The organism is Alloscardovia sp. HMSC034E08 (assembly GCF_001813415.1).
Taxonomy (GTDB): domain Bacteria; phylum Actinomycetota; class Actinomycetes; order Actinomycetales; family Bifidobacteriaceae; genus Alloscardovia; species Alloscardovia omnicolens.
This window is the reverse complement of record NZ_KV812459.1, coordinates 14,639-30,737: the sequence shown is the minus strand read 5'-3', so window position 1 is coordinate 30,737 and position 16,099 is coordinate 14,639. Positions and strand designations below refer to the sequence as shown.

Genomic DNA, 16,099 nt, shown 5'->3' with positions numbered 1-16,099 from the left:
TGGAATAGTATTTGTCGAATCTCCTCGTCTCCGCTTTTAGGGTTTTCAGATTTTTCTGAAAACCCTTTTTTCTTGCCGTTTTCCGCATAATATCAACGCTCACACGGATACTATCCACAAAGAAGTGAAGTACATGAAGGTACATAGAAGAGCATAAAATAGCTTGTCACATAGGGGACGAGATAAGGGGAACAAAACAACCACAAATGTTCCCCTATCTGACAAGGAGAAACAATGCGCAGATTCGGATACATACGCCCAATAACAAAACGCGGCAAAGCATACCTAGAAGCCTCCTACCAGCCACCACTCGAACTACTCGCCAAATACCCCAACCTCAAAAAACGCTACACAAAAACAATGCAACCCGAATACCGTCCAGAACTCGAAGTATGGTTGTATGAAAACGAGCAAGCAATCAAACAAGGCATATGGACGCCACCGGTACGCCTTAACCGCAAAGACCTCCTCAAAGATGCGATAACGCTTCGTGAATACGCTGAAAAATATGTGAACGAACATCGCAAGCCAGACGGCAGTCCGCTCGCACCGACAACGATCGCAAAACATCGAGAATGGCTCGACAGGTACATTTACCCCACGCTCGGTGATAAAGACATACGCACCATCACAGAGAAAGATATTCACGCGTGGTGGGATAACTTCGGCGTAGACGCGGCAGGCAACGGAGCAGTACAACGATTCAACACATACAAGCTCCTACGCTCCATATTCCGCCACGCAGCCACCACACGGTTGGACGAGACAGGACGCACACTCATACCCTCCACACCGTGCACGATACAACCCGCACGACCGCGCACTAAACACGAAAGCATCGTCGCAAGCTACAAAGAGCTAGACATGCTCGCCAATCATATGCCACCATATTTAGCCGTGAGTATTTACCTTGGTGGCGTGTGCGGGCTACGCGAAGGCGAGATTTGCGCTCTAACGCGCAAGGACATCGACCTTGAAAAAATGCGCGTGAACGTAGATAAAGCAGTAAAACAGGTGAACGAGGTGGGTAAGGCTCGAAAGCTTATCGTGGGAGAGCCGAAAAGCGTGAACAGTGTACGGAAAGTTCCTATACCCGCGTGGCTTACTGACACGCTGGAAGAACACCTTATAAAATATGTGGCACCTGGCGAGGATGCGCTTATTATTAAGGCGCCACGCACACGCAGTGTGCTCGCCCCTCAACAGTTGCGTGCAAACTGGTATAAAGCGTTGAAACACGTGCCGCGCCTTGAAGGAATGCATTTCCACGACCTGAGACACACGGCCCTCACTCATTACGGTGAGGCAGGGGCAAGTCTTGCGGAGTTGATGGAGATTGCGGGGCATGCGGATATTAAAACCGTAACCGTCTATCAGAATATCAGTAGGGAGCAGCGTGAGCGTACCGCTGAACGGCTTGATAGTCAAATGCAAGCAAGTATCAGTAGTAGTGAAGTGGAACCGTTAGAGGTGGCAAAAACTAGTGTTACTGACCTTCTTATCGGTGTGCTTGGTAATCTGTCTGTTAGTGCGCAGGTGGATGTGTTGAAGAGTCTTGATAAGGAACGGCAGGCTCGTATTATTGCAGCGTTACCGCAGGATAGGCAAGTAGAGTTGCTGTCATTACTCCTATAGGCTTATAAAAGGTAGGGGCTAGCACTTTTCACGGTACTAGCCCCTCATCATGTATTATTTTAATTTTTTGAGTATGTCCCAAATACTAAACGTTGTACGCTTATAAATCCTATTTTTAATACTGCGCTTAGGATTACGAATAAACCCCATACCCTTACGCCCGTAAAGCGGGTTAACCGCTTTCTTCAATGCTCGTTTCGCCCTACCGGTCGTGCGAGCTTTTAAACTCTTCTTCAAGCTTGGCTTTCTTAAACCTACACGCATATTAACGCCTCCTACAACATAGTATACGCGGGCACTATTCACGGTCGAGTCGTATCGTGTCCGAATCCACACTCCAATACTGGCCACCAATCTTCAATCCACGAATCGTCCGGTTGCGGATAAGCTGACGCACATGGCTAGCTGTGAAACTTGTCTCGTTCACCATGTTTACAATCTGCGTCAACTGTTTCAAACTACCATACAAGCTGCGATTCTTGAGTAATTGTTCGCGCTGATTTTTTAATTCTGCGCGCAGAGTGGTTAAATCATTGAGCATGCCACAATACTCACAGTGCGTTTCCAAATCGTGTTTTGCAGCGTAGACTTCGCGCCCACATTTCACACATTTCCCTGCTAGTACGCGGTCTTCTGGCCGTGCGAGCGCCTTACACAGTTTCGCGTTCAAAAGAATAAACCGCGCATACAATGGCGGGAACCCGTCTTTAACGACAAGCCCGTCAACATGCGACTGTAAATAAAGCAGATTATTCTCCCATTGGCTGTCGTGATGCACTGTGCACAGTGTAGCCATGTTGGACAGCAGGAGGCTGCACTGCTCGTACAATTCGTCCAGGTTGAAATTGATTGGTGTTGGCGCGTTTGCTTTGTTACCTGAACGCATGGCAGGAGTGTCAAGTTTTGCCTGCTTATCAGCAAGCATACGAAGCTCAAGAAGCATACTCCAACCCGCCAACTGTCTCGCAAACTGCTGTTTTTCCTCATCGTTAAGAAAACTATTATCCATATTTTTTAACTCCATGCTTCTGTAAAATCTTGAATTTCCGTCTCAGTTGGCTCCGCACCCTCATACCAGTCACTCACTGGAATACGAGTAGAAGTAGGGAACGCGTAATCGTCTGGCATACTACCGACGGGCGTTTTGCCACACTCATGCCATTGCAAATAAAACTCTTCAATATCATTCACGACCATTACGGTTTTCAAACTCGCCTGACGTAAACTCTCATTCCATGCCACACGTGTAAGACCCTTATTCAAAACGATTGCAAGCATAAGATCATCCACCCCGTGGATGAGGCTAATACTGTAGTACTCGTATATGGGTTTGCACTCGTCTACGAGTATCGGCTCACTGCAGAATGGGCATGAGATTTTACGCATATGAAGCGCGTGATTATCAATAAGCTGTTCTGCCCAGTGGGGGAGGATAATATTGTCCTCCCCAAACAAGGCAGGCTCACTATTGTGCGTTGAATTGTCCATCATGAGTGTCCATCTAGTTGATGCGACTCATTACGCTTTTAAAAATCGTGTCCAATTCCTTGTCAGGTAAACCTGATAAGCGTCCACGTTCGTAAAAGTCACGCGTAATTTGCTCAATATTTTCAGGATGGTTCGCTGCACGACCATATAACCATTCGAACAAGGTACGGTTACGCTGCCCTTTCGGTATGACTGTCATATCGATAGGTGGCTCACCGTTCGACGAATGATTATCACCATACGCGCTACTCAGCAGACGCTCTAAAGGCGTTAACACTCCAGGAGACGGTTGCGTAGGGGCTGTTTGCGCGGGTGAAGATAAAACAGTAGATGGTGCGCTTGTCTGTTCGCGGATAATGCATCCGGCACGGTCAAGCCAACGTATTAACCCATTCGACAATACTGGTACACTGTCACCGTCAGGTAAGTCAACGAGCTGATAGTTTCCACCATTCGTATGCGAGCCTGCACCAACCACATAGCCTAAACCGTCCACGCGCAGATCAATGTTTGCCCCACCTGCGTGGACCTTGTTGAGTATGTGGCCGGATAAACCGTCAGGCATTCGATAGTACGCGTGCACACCTCCAGATGGTGTTTTTACAAGGTATGTTTTTGGAAACTCTTCGCTACCGTATTGACCAACAGAGTATTGCAAGGACTCCCACCCATCCTGCTCATCTTCACCGTGTGCTTTGTCCATGTCGATGACCATGAATCCAGGTTTCGGCACAACAGCATACGCAGCACTGTCAGGAACCACGCTTGTATCAATATTCGAGTTCTCTGCTTGTTTCTTCCAGTTGAGCGCGCTCTTGTCAGGGCGTGCGGGAACATAATCCGCATGGAAATCAAGCTCTGCAAGGCTGACTGGTTCACTGTTTTCGATAGGCTCAGGGACGGGGAGTGGTTTCGATGCTTCTTCGAGCTGTTCTTGGTCTTTCTCCCAAGCTTCACGGTATGGGTGGAATCGGCGTTCGTCAGCAACAACAAGCACACGGATGGAAGAGTTATCCTTCCATCTATATCCGCTTTTAAGTCCGAGTTTACTGATACTGCTCTTATGTTCACGAGCCGACTCACTATAAGGGTTATCGCGACTAATCGCATAACCCTGCTCGCAAATCATATCGACAAGCCACTGTTCAGCCTCCGACAAGTCCGACGCGGAACCCACAGAAACGTCATAATACGGGTCATCACCATGCTGCAACCATGTCAAGCATGATGCCATCAAAAATGGGGCGACACCATACTGGCGTCGAAAATCCAACAAGCTCGCAAACTCGGACGGCTTCCTACCGTCCTTCATACGCACGTACACGAAACGGCGAGCAATAGCATTCGACATGGTTGTAATAACAGGATTGTTCGTCGCGACGATAAACGTGCAGCGAGGAGCAAACGATACTGCATTCTCTTGAATACGGCGCGCAGTCACACTGTCGCCCGTCGAAATTTTCTTCAGAGCGGTCAACTGTTCCAAACTGATAGTGTCCGCATCCTCATCAAACGCCCACAAAGCGCCAATAAGCTTACCCATCTCCTGCTGAGTATCAAAACCACCACTACCACGCCTGCCGCCAAGAATCTTCTGCGAATCCACCGACGCCGTCAGGCCAGGCAACGATGCAGCCAACGTGTTCAACAAAATACCCTTGCCATTACCACCATCACCATAAAGAACGTATGTTAAATGCTTGTATGGTTCCAAGAGTGGGGTAGCGAACATGCGGCACAAGTTCATTCCACTCTTATCGTCAACAGTCACATCGCGAAGGAATTGGACTGCCTGACCGGCAAGACCATCATCAAACCGCACATCCAACGTCACCTCAAACGGTTCACTAAAATATGGCGAAGAAGAGTCAATGTCAGCCATCTGACCGTTGAAACGAATGAACGCACGATCAGTAAACTTCACACCATGACGCACACGCTCAGTCTTTTTCGCACACTCCACACGCAACTGGTCATTCCATGGCGAATACGCGTCACGCCCTGGAACATGGTACTCGTTTTCTAGATTGCTGATTGCATGCCACGAATCAAGACGCATGTTCGCCCCACTACGGTCAACATCACGCACATATAAAGTCTTACCGTCCTCACCCAAAAGCATGTCACCGTTCTTAAAATCCCACACAGCCTTGCAGTAACCTTCCGCAGCAATAGGTTTGATGGAACGTTTAGACGCGGTTGTTGGTATAGCGATTGTTTGCCCGATACGGTCAGTAAAACTAAAATCAGTAGTGAGAATGTCATCAAGGTCGGAGAGAACGCGCACATTATTGTATACACGTTCAACATTTTGCGGACCATCTGGAATCCGACTAAAAGTGTAACTAGTATCAGCCTGTCGCACGATACACTCCTAAAAAAGAATAAAAAAATAAGGTAAAAAGATTAGAAAAGGGGTGGGGTAGAGGTGGAAGAAAAGAAAAAAAGAGCCTCTACCCCAAGAATTTATTTAGAATACTGGGTTACCGTCTTGCCCCATGGTCGGAGGCAACACAGCCTCCACCTGGGCGGCAGTCACTCCAAGGAATCCGGCAATATCCTGCACAGTTTTACCCATATTCAACATGGACTGCACTTGGCTAGCACTAATAGCAGGAGCCTGTGGCGCCTGTACTGGAGCCTGCTGAACTGGCTGCTGCGCCTGCTGCGGCATTGCCTGCTGCTGAGACGCTACAGGCTCGTCCAGTAAACCAGACACTGCAGCCTGCGACTGAGGAATAACACGATACTCATACATCTTAGGAGGCTGAGGAGCATTACCACGATCACCATACCCAGCAAAACGAGCAGCAAACACATCACCCTTAGAAGGCTCCTTCACACCGGCCTGACGGCAAGCCTCACGCAAAGCCTTCAACTGAACACCCCAACCCTTAATCCAAAGGGAACGACGACCATCATCCTCATCATCAATAGGCGGAAGAGACGTCTGTAACACAATATGAATCTGCTGTTTTGCCTGACCGTCCTGCCATGTTGCAGGCATCTTAGTCTGAAAATCACGCATCTGTGACACTTCAACACTAACAATCTCACCCTCAACCATGTCGCCAGGCTTACTATCAGCAGTGAAAAACGCTTTTGCGCCACCGCCCTGAATCAGCGAGCCAAGAGATGCTAAGCCTGTAGCCGGTGCGGCAGCCTGCTGCACACCAGAATTACCAAAACCATTACTGTTAAAACCAGTGTTATTAAACCCAGTATTAGTCTGACCAAAAACCATCATAAACTCCTTAAAAAATATTGGAAAATGAAAAAATGAAAACTATGCGAGCATGGGAGCAGTAGAAGGAATCAAATCAATAAAACCCTCATACTGTTCAGGCACACTCACATTGTTTGAATTGAACTCTTGAGCCAAGCCACTGTCTGGCCATGTGGAACAGTCAAAACAGTGAGATTCAGAGCGTGGCAGCATACTAATCCACGCGTCACGCACAGCCACGCCACTATCTATCTCAATCGTGTCCAACAGTATGACCAGTAGTTGGGCTCGCTGCAACGCCCACTGTCCAAGCTCAGGTTGGAACTCATGCTCCCAAATAAAAGCATCATTCAAACTCATCGACGCGCGAGGAAGATAGAATACGCAGCTACGTTCAACCGTCTCACCCTCAGCCACCAGGCCAAGCCCATACAAGGACGCTTGCACCTGATACTGTTGCGATGGCGAATGCACGCGAGCAGAACGTAATGTTGTCGAGCCGACAATCTTCCAATCAACCGTCGCATGTTCACTCTTATCCCACAAATCAATCGAGCCGGAGACGTCATAACCGTCAGACAACCCCTGAAGCCGGCCAACAGTAACACGTTTCTCTGTCTCGAACCTGTTTTCAAAGGGCGACCCCACCGTCTTAGATAGTTCAGTGAAATAGTGTTCGAAATGCTCATGCACACACGTGCCAATAAACGGCAACCATGCAACGCCCTGCGACCGTTGCCAGCCCGCCAGTTTCGCAGCTAAACAGTGCACGCAATCTGTACCAAGCTCACTCGGCCCGATACGTTTCTGTAATGAGCGTGGAGCATTCACAATACTGTTTTCGATAATCTGCCGAATCGGCGGCCAAACGGTCAAAACCGGCTCGGTAGAAGCAACGGTAGGCGTATCATCATATTTACTGTTTTGACCGTTCAACACGGCGAGAACATCATCAGACATACACGCCACCACCATTCACGGCTTGTTCGCGCCGATATTGTTGGACTAGTTGATGTTTCTTTACACGGTCACGTTCACGCTTATCCTCAACCCTGGCACGCAGCACACACTCATCCAAAGCAACATATTGAGGATGTTTCTCTAAGTCCAATCTATTCAATCGAGCCAAATGAACAAACCTGACAAGGTCGGGCTGAGTGCGAATGAAGTCAAACAAGCCAGTGTTGAGCTGGGCTCTCATTTAACCACCACCGACCTAGCGCCAACAGTCTGATAATCCTCCAACTGGAGCGGACTGAAATGAGCTTTCACAGCCTTCGAATCCAACGCAACCTTATACAAGTCAGGATGCTCAGCAGCAGGATAATCATGCTGCAACTTCGCAGAATCCAAACGACGCACACCAGCCTTCACGATAACTTTCACCCCGTCAGCCGGATACGTTCCAGGCTCATGAGTGTCAAGAATCTGCTGCTTAATCTGCTCAGCTTCCAACTCCATAGACTGGATAGCATCCTGCAAGTCAACAAGACGCTTCGCCTGCAAAATCAGAAGATTCTGCTTACTACGCTCATCAACATCCACAGGCTCATCCTCTATGAGTGGAACGTCGACAAGCTTATGTTTTGTTTGAGTAGTCATAACAAACCTCTAAAAATAAAAATGAAAAAATGAAAAATGTTAGAAAGGCAAGCTAGGCGGGGGAGTAGGAACATAAAACACACGCTTCATATGCTTAGGCATATTCCGCTTATGTTCCTCTATAACCTGTAAAGCCGTCTCCACGTCACACGCAGGAGCCAAAGCCCCACACGTGCGACATTTCGGCAAACACCAACGAGTCAAATAAGACACGTTACGCCTCCTCACCATCATCACTGATGAGGACAACCTCCGTGTGTGGATCATAAGGCTCACCAGTATCCGGGTGGGTCAACACGTCACCAGCACGACGATAGCGAAGACGACCATTCCGCCCTGGCACCATGCGAGACGGGTGAACCTTACTAGCCACCAGACGCGTAATCTGCGAGTCATCAACAAACGCGACACTATTCAAAGCATCCTGCACAAGCTTCGCCAGATTATCTACATCCACACGCCTAAAATCACCCAGATAGAATGTCATGAGAATCTTCACACCACCCGAAAACGGGACAGCATCCGGAAACTCTGCAAGATACGCGTCACGAATAGCCCGCTCGTTCACTACATTCTCTTTCGGGTTCACACCCCTGCCGTGAAATACTTTTGGACGTTTCTTCGGCCTCGGCTCACCCGCAACAGTAAACTCACGAACCGTCACAACGTATCCTCCATCGCAAACTTCTTCAACGATGAATAATTCACACGAAAAGTCCGTCCAACATTCTTTGCACGAAGCTTCCCTTGACGGATAAGCCCCCGAACAGTACGCGTATCGCAATGCAATAATTCAGCAGCTTCAGGAGTAGACACCATCAACGGTTCACGAAAACAACGCTCACTCACCATCAGAAGACTCCTTACTCTCACGCGAATCAAGCAACACCACTACAAGCATGATGGGCGTAAACGTTGCGCATATGTATACGATGAAAGCGAAGATACTATTCAACGGATGATCATTAGCATTCGTCAACATGAGATAAAAGAACGAACCCAAGCTCATTACACCACACGTGATAAGACCAACAAGAGCCTCCATGTGTGCGAAACGTTCAGCTTGTAACTCTTTACGAGCCTGAAGAGTATCAACAAACACGATTTACTCCTCTCCCTTACCCACAACAACAGGCATGTAATCACGTTGAAGAATCCGCTTCGTCGCCGTACTATTCTCACCAGTCGAAAGATTATGCAAAACATAATCAAACGGTTCAGCCTGGCACACGGAGCTCACAGAATTATCAATCTGGATAGAATGCGCGCCAACGTGGCGGATGCGCCCCGTGCGCATCAAATCCAACAACCAGTCAGGGTAACTATCAAACTCAAAATCACCCTTGTATTTGACTGCGTCAACAGTACGCGGCTTACACATAAAAACAGCCACAATAAAACTCCTTAAAAAAATAAAAGTAGAATAAATAGAATGAATAATTTGAACATGGTCGACTGGCTCACACTCATCTTCAGCATGCTCAGCGTCGTACTCGCCTTCTGGCAAATAATCAGAACTGAAGGAATGCAACCAGCAGAAGGAATCAGCGTCGCATATCGATTGAAAGACATTAGTACTGAGACCCGTACACGAACATTACATATAACCGCGCAAGCATTAACAGACATGAAAATCTATGCACCGCAAATGGTCATCATGATCAACGGAATACGACAGTCGGCACGTGAAAACGATAAACTCACAGCAAACATGATGTCAGTAGAAAACGGTGAAACCCTCGAAGCTACAATCGTTCAACACGAAAACGACGAAATCACCATCATTATTCAATGCTTAAAATCATAGCCAATACGACGCAAACCAGTAGCATGGGGTTGGAAATACACCATCAACACATTCAATCTCAATACTTACGGATCACATCCCCTCCTGGAAAACTCAGTATGGAGATGGTACTCATGCTCGAAACTGATTCATCTACTGAATCAGCTTCTACAGCATGCTCATCTGCACTATCGTCTGCCTGTCGGATATTGGAAGAAGCCGAAAGAACAGTGGAATAGTCTCTTGCCTGCTCTAGAACCGTCACACGATCCTGCAAACGCACATTCCCCACAGCAAGCAGAATAATCGCAATACCCTGGAGAATAAGACACGCATTCACAAACATCAGTCACTCACTTTCTTACTGCAATGCCGCAATATCAGATTTGTTCGTATCGTTCTTTGAATTGGTATTCAGGGAGAACGTGTATTCGCTGTGTGCGTGGATTGTAGATGATGAAGTCTGTAGGTTCGATAGTGTATAGATTGTTGCCAATAATGCGTATAGTGCCGTCCTCGCGTACTTGTACTCGTTTATCTCTCATTGCTTTTATAAGCCAGTCAGGATACTCATCGAATACAAGACCACTATCGTATTGGATTGCTTCCACACCTCTATCAGACTTCAAAACATATCTAGACATAACGTGTTTTCCTCTCTACCTTTTGTTTGCACGCTTTTCACGCTCAGCAGCAAGAGCAAACAATTGACTAACGTTGACTAAATGCAAAAACTCTGCAGTCTTTTCAAGCTCAGAAACCTTCCAATCGCATTCGCCAGCGAGACGTGCAACAACAGAACGTCGATTTTCAAAGCCTAAATACGAAGCTAAATCGGTTTGACTTAAGCGTTGAGCGGCAAGCTCTCCGCGAATCACAGCATTGATATCTTCTCGAGAAGTCATAAAACACCTCCTTTTTCTCACACGAGAATAAATGGATAAATAAAAAAGAACTTAAAACACTTTTCAATTTTCAAACTTCCTTTGTATACTCTCGTACGAGAATAAACAATGAATATACTAGTCATTTTGAAACAGAAAGCAAACTCGTACGAGAGAATGGGCGTGTTGCAAGACTTTTTAACGTTCTCGATTGAGATATACTTACATTCATGGCAAGAAACGATGAATTACATGAACAAAGTGAACTCGTTCAACAGCTATCCGCATTCGTCAAGAAGCGCGTCCAAGAATTAGGCTTCACAACACAAGATGTAGCAGACCGTATTAAACATGCAAACTCATATGCATATCTACGATTAAACGGTAAAGCGCAGTTCACGCTAGACGATCTCGTAGAACTATCACCATTCCTCGGATACAAAGACATATTCGCATTCTGGCGAGCATTCGACACAGATCAACGATACCAAGCCGCCAAACAACACGATAAAATCAAAGCCTCTTCTGCTCATTTCTCTGTCACCGATTTCAAAGAAGAAACACTCTACGATATCAACGACGATACCACCCCAAACACAAGCGAAATACAACTCGCAGCACACCACGACAAAAACAAGCATGCCGAGCAAGAACTAGACAACTACGGAGCATAACCACACTGACACGCCACAAGAACACTGAAAAATAAAACTTATCCACATTTTGTGGATAAATCTGATATACTATTAATACACGACAAGTCATATCCCACGGATATGAATTGCTGTCCCGCAAGAGGTCACCGCCAGGTGGCCTCTTAGCATATCAAAAGAAATGCTCAACCGTCCTACGCAACATTGGATAATAAACGGCAGAATTACGCAAACAAGGACGAACAATATCAGCAATCTTCACCACGACACGATCAGACCTCCTCAAAGGTCTAAAATAATCAACAGTAGCCGCACGCGCAACAATAAACAAAGCCATATCAATCATCTGCAAACAAAAATAGTCCCTCGAATCCTCCCAATAAAACGGCACGCGAATATGAGAAAGATTCGAATTATAATACCCCTCAGTATTACCTTGAGACTGATACAAACGAATACGCCCCTCCTGTGCAGCAGGATCAGAAACCTTATCAGCAACCACCGCAATATCGACAGATTCACTCTCGCCTATAAAATTCACACGCTCCAAACAATACTGCAAAGCAACAGAATGCGGACTATGAGCCCACAAACCATAACGCTCCTTCAAACCCGAAACATGAACACCGCGGATAACAACTCGCGCGCCAGACTCAGCAAGAATACGCATAGCAGCACGATAAATACCAGCAGACTGCGTATGCTTCCCACGCATACACTCCCAGCCATCCTTGTACTGAAACATGCAATGACCATGAAACTCAACATCAGAAGGTACGCCAAAACGTTGATGAACACTATCTCTCAACTCTGAAAGCTTCGTATCAATGAACCGCACCTGAGAATCATCAACAAGTAAAGCACCAATATAATAAATATCCCCACCCTTCGGCGTACCAGAGGCGGAATGAGATTCATCAACATAAGCAAACATAACGCCTAATATACAGCACCATAAGCACACGGAATCAAACATCACAACGCAATAACATGTCCAGACAAAGAAGTATAGAAATCTCACTAATACAAAAATCATTGTCTACACTACCTGTCATCCTGAAATGCTCACCCTCAAAAAACAGGGGGAGGTGAAACGGTGGGCATAACACTCAACCAGCTATACCAAATAGCCGAAAACGCAGGAATTAACATCATAGAAACCCCACTCAACGATGACGAAATGGGATACTACGACGACTCCACACATACCATCCTGCTCGACGAATCACTCAACGATCGGCAAAAGAAATGCACCCTCGCACACGAACTCGTCCACGCCAAACACCACGACAGCAACCACGATAAGCACGCCGAGGCGCGCACTATACGAGAAACAGCCAACTGGCTCATAGACCCACTCGAATACGCAACCGTAGAACAACTCTACGAAGGCAATGGCACACTCATGGCACTCGAACTCAACATCACCATGCAAGTCCTCGACGACTACCAACACATACTCGCAAGCAGATTCTAAAACTAAAGGCGTCGAATTCGACACCTTTAAAAATATCAAAAACACATCACACCTCTCACACGTCCTCACGCCAGTGGAGTGAGGACGTAAACCATTGAAAACGCTAGCCTTAGATACTATTCCTCACACCATCACACCACTTTACAGAAAATACATGTAATCAAAAGAGGGGGAAAGTAAAAAGGTGTGAGGAATTAAAAATAACACCACTCAAAGCCAATAATTCCAACCCCTTACACACCTCACACCTATATGTGAGGAAAGGTGTGAGGAACAATAAAAACTCTTCACTCCTCCTGTTTGACAAAATCCAGTCCAACAGGTACATTAGTAGAGTAGCCATTCGTATAAGCGAGTGGTTTTCTTCATATTCAGAACGTTTTAAAAACAACTATTTCCAAAAAAGAAACAGTTCCCATCATGCCTGCAGCCCCACAGTTGTCACAATAAATTTGACAACTCAACCATTCGGAAAATCCGAACAGTTTTCAATCGTGCTTGCAAATTCCAAAGAAGGACAACAAAATGAGTAACACTCTCAAACCAGCAGTAGTCGAACTCCACATCGACACCACACGAGTACGAAAACTCCTCGCCGACATCATCCACTTGCTCGACGAATACGACGAGGAAACCAAACAAGTTAACCAAAATTAATCTTGATTCATGCACTCGATGTGTACAGCAACAGTGCCTTCAGGATTATTCGACTGGTCTAACGGTTTGCCACAAACAGGGCAAGTATTGTGAAGTGACTTAGCGTAATTCTTACGCACCTCATCTTCCAATTGCTTCAACCCCGCCTCGTTAATCTTAATATTCGTTAAATGTCCCATACTTGAATCACCTCCTCACCATTGAGACAATTCAAGTATAAAACCCCGTTTTTCAAAAAAGGCTCAATCAATCATGCCCGCAAAAGACCCATGGGCAAGCAGCCAAGGCAAGAACCTCCGCAAAGCCTGCTACCAACGCGATGCCCACAACAATGAACCCTGCTGGATCTGCCACCTACCCATCGACTACACACTCGGCATGTACAAGCCAGGCAAAAACACAAACGCTTACGAGCCAGACCACGTCAAACCACGAGCAAAATACCCCGAACTCACCCTCGACCCCACAAACATTCGAGCATCGCACGCCCACTGCAACAGGTCAAGAGGCAAAAAAGCAGGAAAAAACGAGCTCGGAACCCCCACACGACAATGGTTTTAAACAAAAAATAGTATAAAACCACAAAACCACAGCATAAAATCGTGCAAAATTGTAGAAAAGTTAGGGGAGGGGCTTCAAAAAGTTGACGAAAAAGGCGTCAGACTTGCTACGCATTCCCACTGGCAGTGTTTTCTCATTCGACACGAATTTGAGGGGGTACCTCACTGTAGAACCACAATATTTTAAATTTTGAACCGTCAAAACGATTGTTTTGGCGGTTTTACTGTTAAAGGAGCGTGAAATATGGCTGTACGAAGTGTGAAAGAGCCTGAAAGTATGCTCGAAGCGGTCAACATGAGCGTAACCGAGGCAGTAAAAACGGGCAAACTTGACCGGAAGAAGCATGCTGCAGCAATTAGAGCACTCCGACTGCTTGCTCGGACGGCCGATGAAGGTCGCCCGAATGACAATGTGACTCTTCCCACGATGCTGAAGTTCCTTACTACGTTGAATCTTGTTCCTGCACCTGAAGTGGTGGATAAGAAGCCGGCGGTGAAGGTATCATCTTTGGATGAGATGCGCGCGAAGTTGAAGGTGCATTCGCATGCTTAAAGGTTCGACAACCCCGCGCATTTATACTCCAGCTAAACGAGACCTCACTCCCGAGACTTCGCTTGGCTTCGCAGTCACAGAGTTCGCTAAAACCGTGCTGAAAGAACCTTTATTGCCCTGGCAGGAGTGGCTTGCTATTCACGCTCTTGAAATTGAGGGTGACTTGCAAGGCTCGTGGCGGTTCCGCTACCGCACAGTCCTCGTGCTTGTGGCACGTCAACAGGGCAAAACGCACTTGTCGAAAGTTATCGCCTCATTCTTCCTGTGGATGTTGGGCGTAAACCTTGTAATAGGCACGTCCACGAACTTGGAAGCCGCTGAAGAAGTGTGGGAGGGGGTTGTCGCGCTCGCTGAGGATGTCCCTGAACTGTCGGAAGAGGTTGAACGTGTTTACCGTAGTGCAGGCAATAAGACTCTCACATTGACTGACCGTCGCCGCTATAAAGTGACGACATCGAATCGTAAAGGTGCTCGTGGTAAGTCTGGTGATCTTGTGTTGCTTGATGAGCTGCGTGAGCATCAGACGTGGGAAGCGTGGAGTGCTGTTAGTAAGACGACGATGGCTCGGCCTAACGCGCTTATCTGGTGCATGTCGAATGCGGGTGACGCGTCTAGTGTGGTGCTTCGCTCGCTTCGTGCAAAAGCTCATGCGCAGCTTGGTGACCCTGATGGGGTCGCTAAAGAGGCTGGCATGTTGGGTAACCCTGATGATGATGTTGATGATGATAGTCTCGGCATTTTCGAGTGGAGTGCGCCGGTCAATGCGGATATTCATGATCATGAGGCGTGGGCGCAAGCGAACCCGTCGCTTGGCTATGGGTTTGTTACTGAGCGTGCTCTTGCCTCTGCGTGTGCGACTGACCCTGAGGATGTGTTTAAAACTGAGTGCTTGTGCCAGTGGGTGACGGCTGCGATTCAGCCGCCTTTCGCTGAGGGTGCTTGGGAGGCTGGTATTCGCGCGGATAGCAAGATTGCTCCTGACTCGGTTTTGACTTTTGGCGTGGACGTGAGCGCTGACCGTCAGCATGCTTCGATTGCTGTATGCGGGCAGCGCGCTGACGGTAATTGGCATGGAGAAGTTATCGCTTACCGCAACGGTTTGGGTTGGCTTCCTGACGCTATTAGTGTTCTTGCGTCGAAGCAGCCGGCTGACGTGCCTCTTCGTGTGGCTTTACAGGCTAAGGGTGCTCCAGTTTCGAGTGTTCTTGATGGTATTGCTGCTGTTGATGGTGTGGAGATTATTCCGTGCCAGGGGCGTGATGTTGCTGGCTGGTGTGGCAGGCTGTGGGATGCGGTTGACGCGTCCAATCCGAACGCTGCGGAACCGTCTGATAGTGTGAAGCTTTTTCATATTTCTCAGCCTCGCCTTGATATTGCTGCGAATACTGCTGTTACTCGTCCTATGGGTGATGGTGCGTGGGCGTGGGACAGGGTGAAAAGTACGGAGGAGATTAGCCCGCTTGTAGCGTTGACGATGGCTTTTGGCGCGGCCACGCAGGTGGAGGAGCCTGAGGAGCCTGTGAAGGTCTCGGCTTACGCGTCGCATGATGTGATGTTTATTTAAAATTTTTCGCTTTT

The 16,099-nt window shown here is 47.3% G+C and carries 24 protein-coding genes; 8 read left to right on the top strand and 16 right to left on the bottom strand.

The genetic code is table 11. The features are described from left to right. Positions 1-360: 360 nt before the first annotated feature. Positions 361-1,635, top strand: coding sequence for a tyrosine-type recombinase/integrase (locus HMPREF2909_RS00420; RefSeq protein WP_168165249.1), 1,275 nt, complete (start codon positions 361-363; stop codon positions 1,633-1,635). Positions 1,636-1,689: 54 nt separating this feature from the next. Here the strand turns inward: HMPREF2909_RS00420 and HMPREF2909_RS00415 are convergent, their stop codons facing one another. From HMPREF2909_RS00415 to HMPREF2909_RS00360, 11 genes are all read right to left on the bottom strand, one after another. Next, positions 1,690-1,899 carry a hypothetical protein gene (locus HMPREF2909_RS00415; RefSeq protein WP_071414812.1) on the bottom strand — a complete coding sequence of 70 codons (210 nt, stop codon included), beginning with the start codon at positions 1,897-1,899 and terminating at the stop codon, positions 1,690-1,692. 34 nt (positions 1,900-1,933) lie between these two features. Further along, positions 1,934-2,644, bottom strand: a complete 711-nt coding sequence (locus HMPREF2909_RS00410; RefSeq protein ID WP_148130753.1) for a TFIIB-type zinc ribbon-containing protein — start codon at positions 2,642-2,644, stop codon at positions 1,934-1,936. Between the two features lie 5 nt (positions 2,645-2,649). Then, positions 2,650-3,126, bottom strand: coding sequence for a hypothetical protein (locus tag HMPREF2909_RS00405; protein ID WP_071414810.1), 477 nt, complete (start codon positions 3,124-3,126; stop codon positions 2,650-2,652). Between the two features lie 10 nt (positions 3,127-3,136). Continuing rightward, entirely contained in the window at positions 3,137-5,488 is a 2,352-nt protein-coding gene (locus HMPREF2909_RS00400; RefSeq protein WP_071414809.1) for a bifunctional DNA primase/polymerase, read from the bottom strand. Between the two features lie 105 nt (positions 5,489-5,593). Beyond that, on the bottom strand, positions 5,594-6,370 hold the full coding sequence (locus HMPREF2909_RS00395; RefSeq protein WP_148130752.1) for a pentapeptide repeat-containing protein: 777 nt from the start codon (positions 6,368-6,370) through the stop codon (positions 5,594-5,596). Between the two features lie 39 nt (positions 6,371-6,409). Continuing rightward, positions 6,410-7,309, bottom strand: coding sequence for a hypothetical protein (locus HMPREF2909_RS00390; protein WP_148130751.1), 900 nt, complete (start codon positions 7,307-7,309; stop codon positions 6,410-6,412). Between the two features lie 237 nt (positions 7,310-7,546). Beyond that, on the bottom strand, positions 7,547-7,951 hold the full coding sequence (locus HMPREF2909_RS00380; protein ID WP_071414806.1) for a hypothetical protein: 405 nt from the start codon (positions 7,949-7,951) through the stop codon (positions 7,547-7,549). Between the two features lie 214 nt (positions 7,952-8,165). Further along, positions 8,166-8,615: a RusA family crossover junction endodeoxyribonuclease gene (locus HMPREF2909_RS00375; protein ID WP_168165248.1), complete on the bottom strand. Its 450-nt coding sequence runs from the start codon at positions 8,613-8,615 to the stop codon at positions 8,166-8,168. Further along, positions 8,612-8,803 (bottom strand): helix-turn-helix domain-containing protein, encoded by a 192-nt coding sequence (locus HMPREF2909_RS00370; protein ID WP_022857389.1) that lies wholly within the window; start codon positions 8,801-8,803, stop codon positions 8,612-8,614. The genes HMPREF2909_RS00375 and HMPREF2909_RS00370 overlap by 4 nt, the downstream gene beginning before the upstream one ends. Then, complete coding sequence (locus HMPREF2909_RS00365; RefSeq protein WP_071414805.1) at positions 8,793-9,053, bottom strand: hypothetical protein; 261 nt, start codon at positions 9,051-9,053, stop codon at positions 8,793-8,795. The genes HMPREF2909_RS00370 and HMPREF2909_RS00365 overlap by 11 nt, the downstream gene beginning before the upstream one ends. A 3-nt stretch (positions 9,054-9,056) precedes the next feature. Further along, positions 9,057-9,344 carry a hypothetical protein gene (locus HMPREF2909_RS00360; protein WP_148130749.1) on the bottom strand — a complete coding sequence of 96 codons (288 nt, stop codon included), beginning with the start codon at positions 9,342-9,344 and terminating at the stop codon, positions 9,057-9,059. A gap of 39 nt (positions 9,345-9,383) precedes the next feature. Between HMPREF2909_RS00360 and HMPREF2909_RS00355 the strand changes: the two genes are divergently transcribed. Next, entirely contained in the window at positions 9,384-9,758 is a 375-nt protein-coding gene (locus HMPREF2909_RS00355; protein WP_148130748.1) for a hypothetical protein, read from the top strand. Between the two features lie 58 nt (positions 9,759-9,816). Here HMPREF2909_RS00355 and HMPREF2909_RS00350 read toward each other — a convergent pair whose 3' ends face one another. The 3 genes from HMPREF2909_RS00350 to HMPREF2909_RS00340 are packed head-to-tail and all read right to left on the bottom strand — an operon-like array spanning position 9,817 to position 10,642. Next, a complete protein-coding gene (locus HMPREF2909_RS00350) occupies positions 9,817-10,083 on the bottom strand; it encodes a hypothetical protein (protein WP_071414802.1) in 267 nt (88 codons plus the stop codon). Positions 10,084-10,117: 34 nt separating this feature from the next. Beyond that, entirely contained in the window at positions 10,118-10,381 is a 264-nt protein-coding gene (locus HMPREF2909_RS00345) for a hypothetical protein (RefSeq protein WP_071414801.1), read from the bottom strand. A gap of 15 nt (positions 10,382-10,396) precedes the next feature. Beyond that, positions 10,397-10,642: a hypothetical protein gene (locus HMPREF2909_RS00340; protein WP_071414800.1), complete on the bottom strand. Its 246-nt coding sequence runs from the start codon at positions 10,640-10,642 to the stop codon at positions 10,397-10,399. 209 nt (positions 10,643-10,851) lie between these two features. On the opposite strand from HMPREF2909_RS00340, the gene HMPREF2909_RS00335 reads away from it, so the two are divergent. Next, complete coding sequence (locus tag HMPREF2909_RS00335) at positions 10,852-11,295, top strand: hypothetical protein (RefSeq protein ID WP_071414799.1); 444 nt, start codon at positions 10,852-10,854, stop codon at positions 11,293-11,295. 151 nt (positions 11,296-11,446) lie between these two features. Here HMPREF2909_RS00335 and HMPREF2909_RS00330 read toward each other — a convergent pair whose 3' ends face one another. Further along, positions 11,447-12,208 (bottom strand): DUF3800 domain-containing protein, encoded by a 762-nt coding sequence (locus tag HMPREF2909_RS00330; protein WP_049207517.1) that lies wholly within the window; start codon positions 12,206-12,208, stop codon positions 11,447-11,449. A gap of 162 nt (positions 12,209-12,370) precedes the next feature. Between HMPREF2909_RS00330 and HMPREF2909_RS00325 the strand changes: the two genes are divergently transcribed. Both HMPREF2909_RS00325 and HMPREF2909_RS09590 read left to right on the top strand, forming a co-directional pair. Beyond that, positions 12,371-12,751, top strand: a complete 381-nt coding sequence (locus tag HMPREF2909_RS00325) for an ImmA/IrrE family metallo-endopeptidase (RefSeq protein WP_071414798.1) — start codon at positions 12,371-12,373, stop codon at positions 12,749-12,751. 525 nt (positions 12,752-13,276) lie between these two features. After that, a complete protein-coding gene (locus HMPREF2909_RS09590) occupies positions 13,277-13,408 on the top strand; it encodes a hypothetical protein (protein WP_256375672.1) in 132 nt (43 codons plus the stop codon). Here HMPREF2909_RS09590 and HMPREF2909_RS00320 read toward each other — a convergent pair. Further along, complete coding sequence (locus HMPREF2909_RS00320) at positions 13,405-13,587, bottom strand: hypothetical protein (RefSeq protein WP_022857380.1); 183 nt, start codon at positions 13,585-13,587, stop codon at positions 13,405-13,407. The genes HMPREF2909_RS09590 and HMPREF2909_RS00320 overlap by 4 nt on opposite strands. A 73-nt stretch (positions 13,588-13,660) precedes the next feature. On the opposite strand from HMPREF2909_RS00320, the gene HMPREF2909_RS09715 reads away from it, so the two are divergent. The 3 genes from HMPREF2909_RS09715 (at position 13,661) to HMPREF2909_RS00310 (ending at position 16,085) form a co-directional block, all read left to right on the top strand. Further along, entirely contained in the window at positions 13,661-13,969 is a 309-nt protein-coding gene (locus HMPREF2909_RS09715; RefSeq protein WP_084797167.1) for an HNH endonuclease, read from the top strand. 243 nt (positions 13,970-14,212) lie between these two features. Then, the gene (locus tag HMPREF2909_RS00315; protein ID WP_021618660.1) at positions 14,213-14,521 is read left to right on the top strand and encodes a hypothetical protein; all 309 of its coding nucleotides are present in this window, start codon (positions 14,213-14,215) and stop codon (positions 14,519-14,521) included. Beyond that, on the top strand, positions 14,514-16,085 hold the full coding sequence (locus tag HMPREF2909_RS00310) for a terminase large subunit (protein WP_071414797.1): 1,572 nt from the start codon (positions 14,514-14,516) through the stop codon (positions 16,083-16,085). The genes HMPREF2909_RS00315 and HMPREF2909_RS00310 overlap by 8 nt, the downstream gene beginning before the upstream one ends. Positions 16,086-16,099 lie beyond the last annotated feature (14 nt).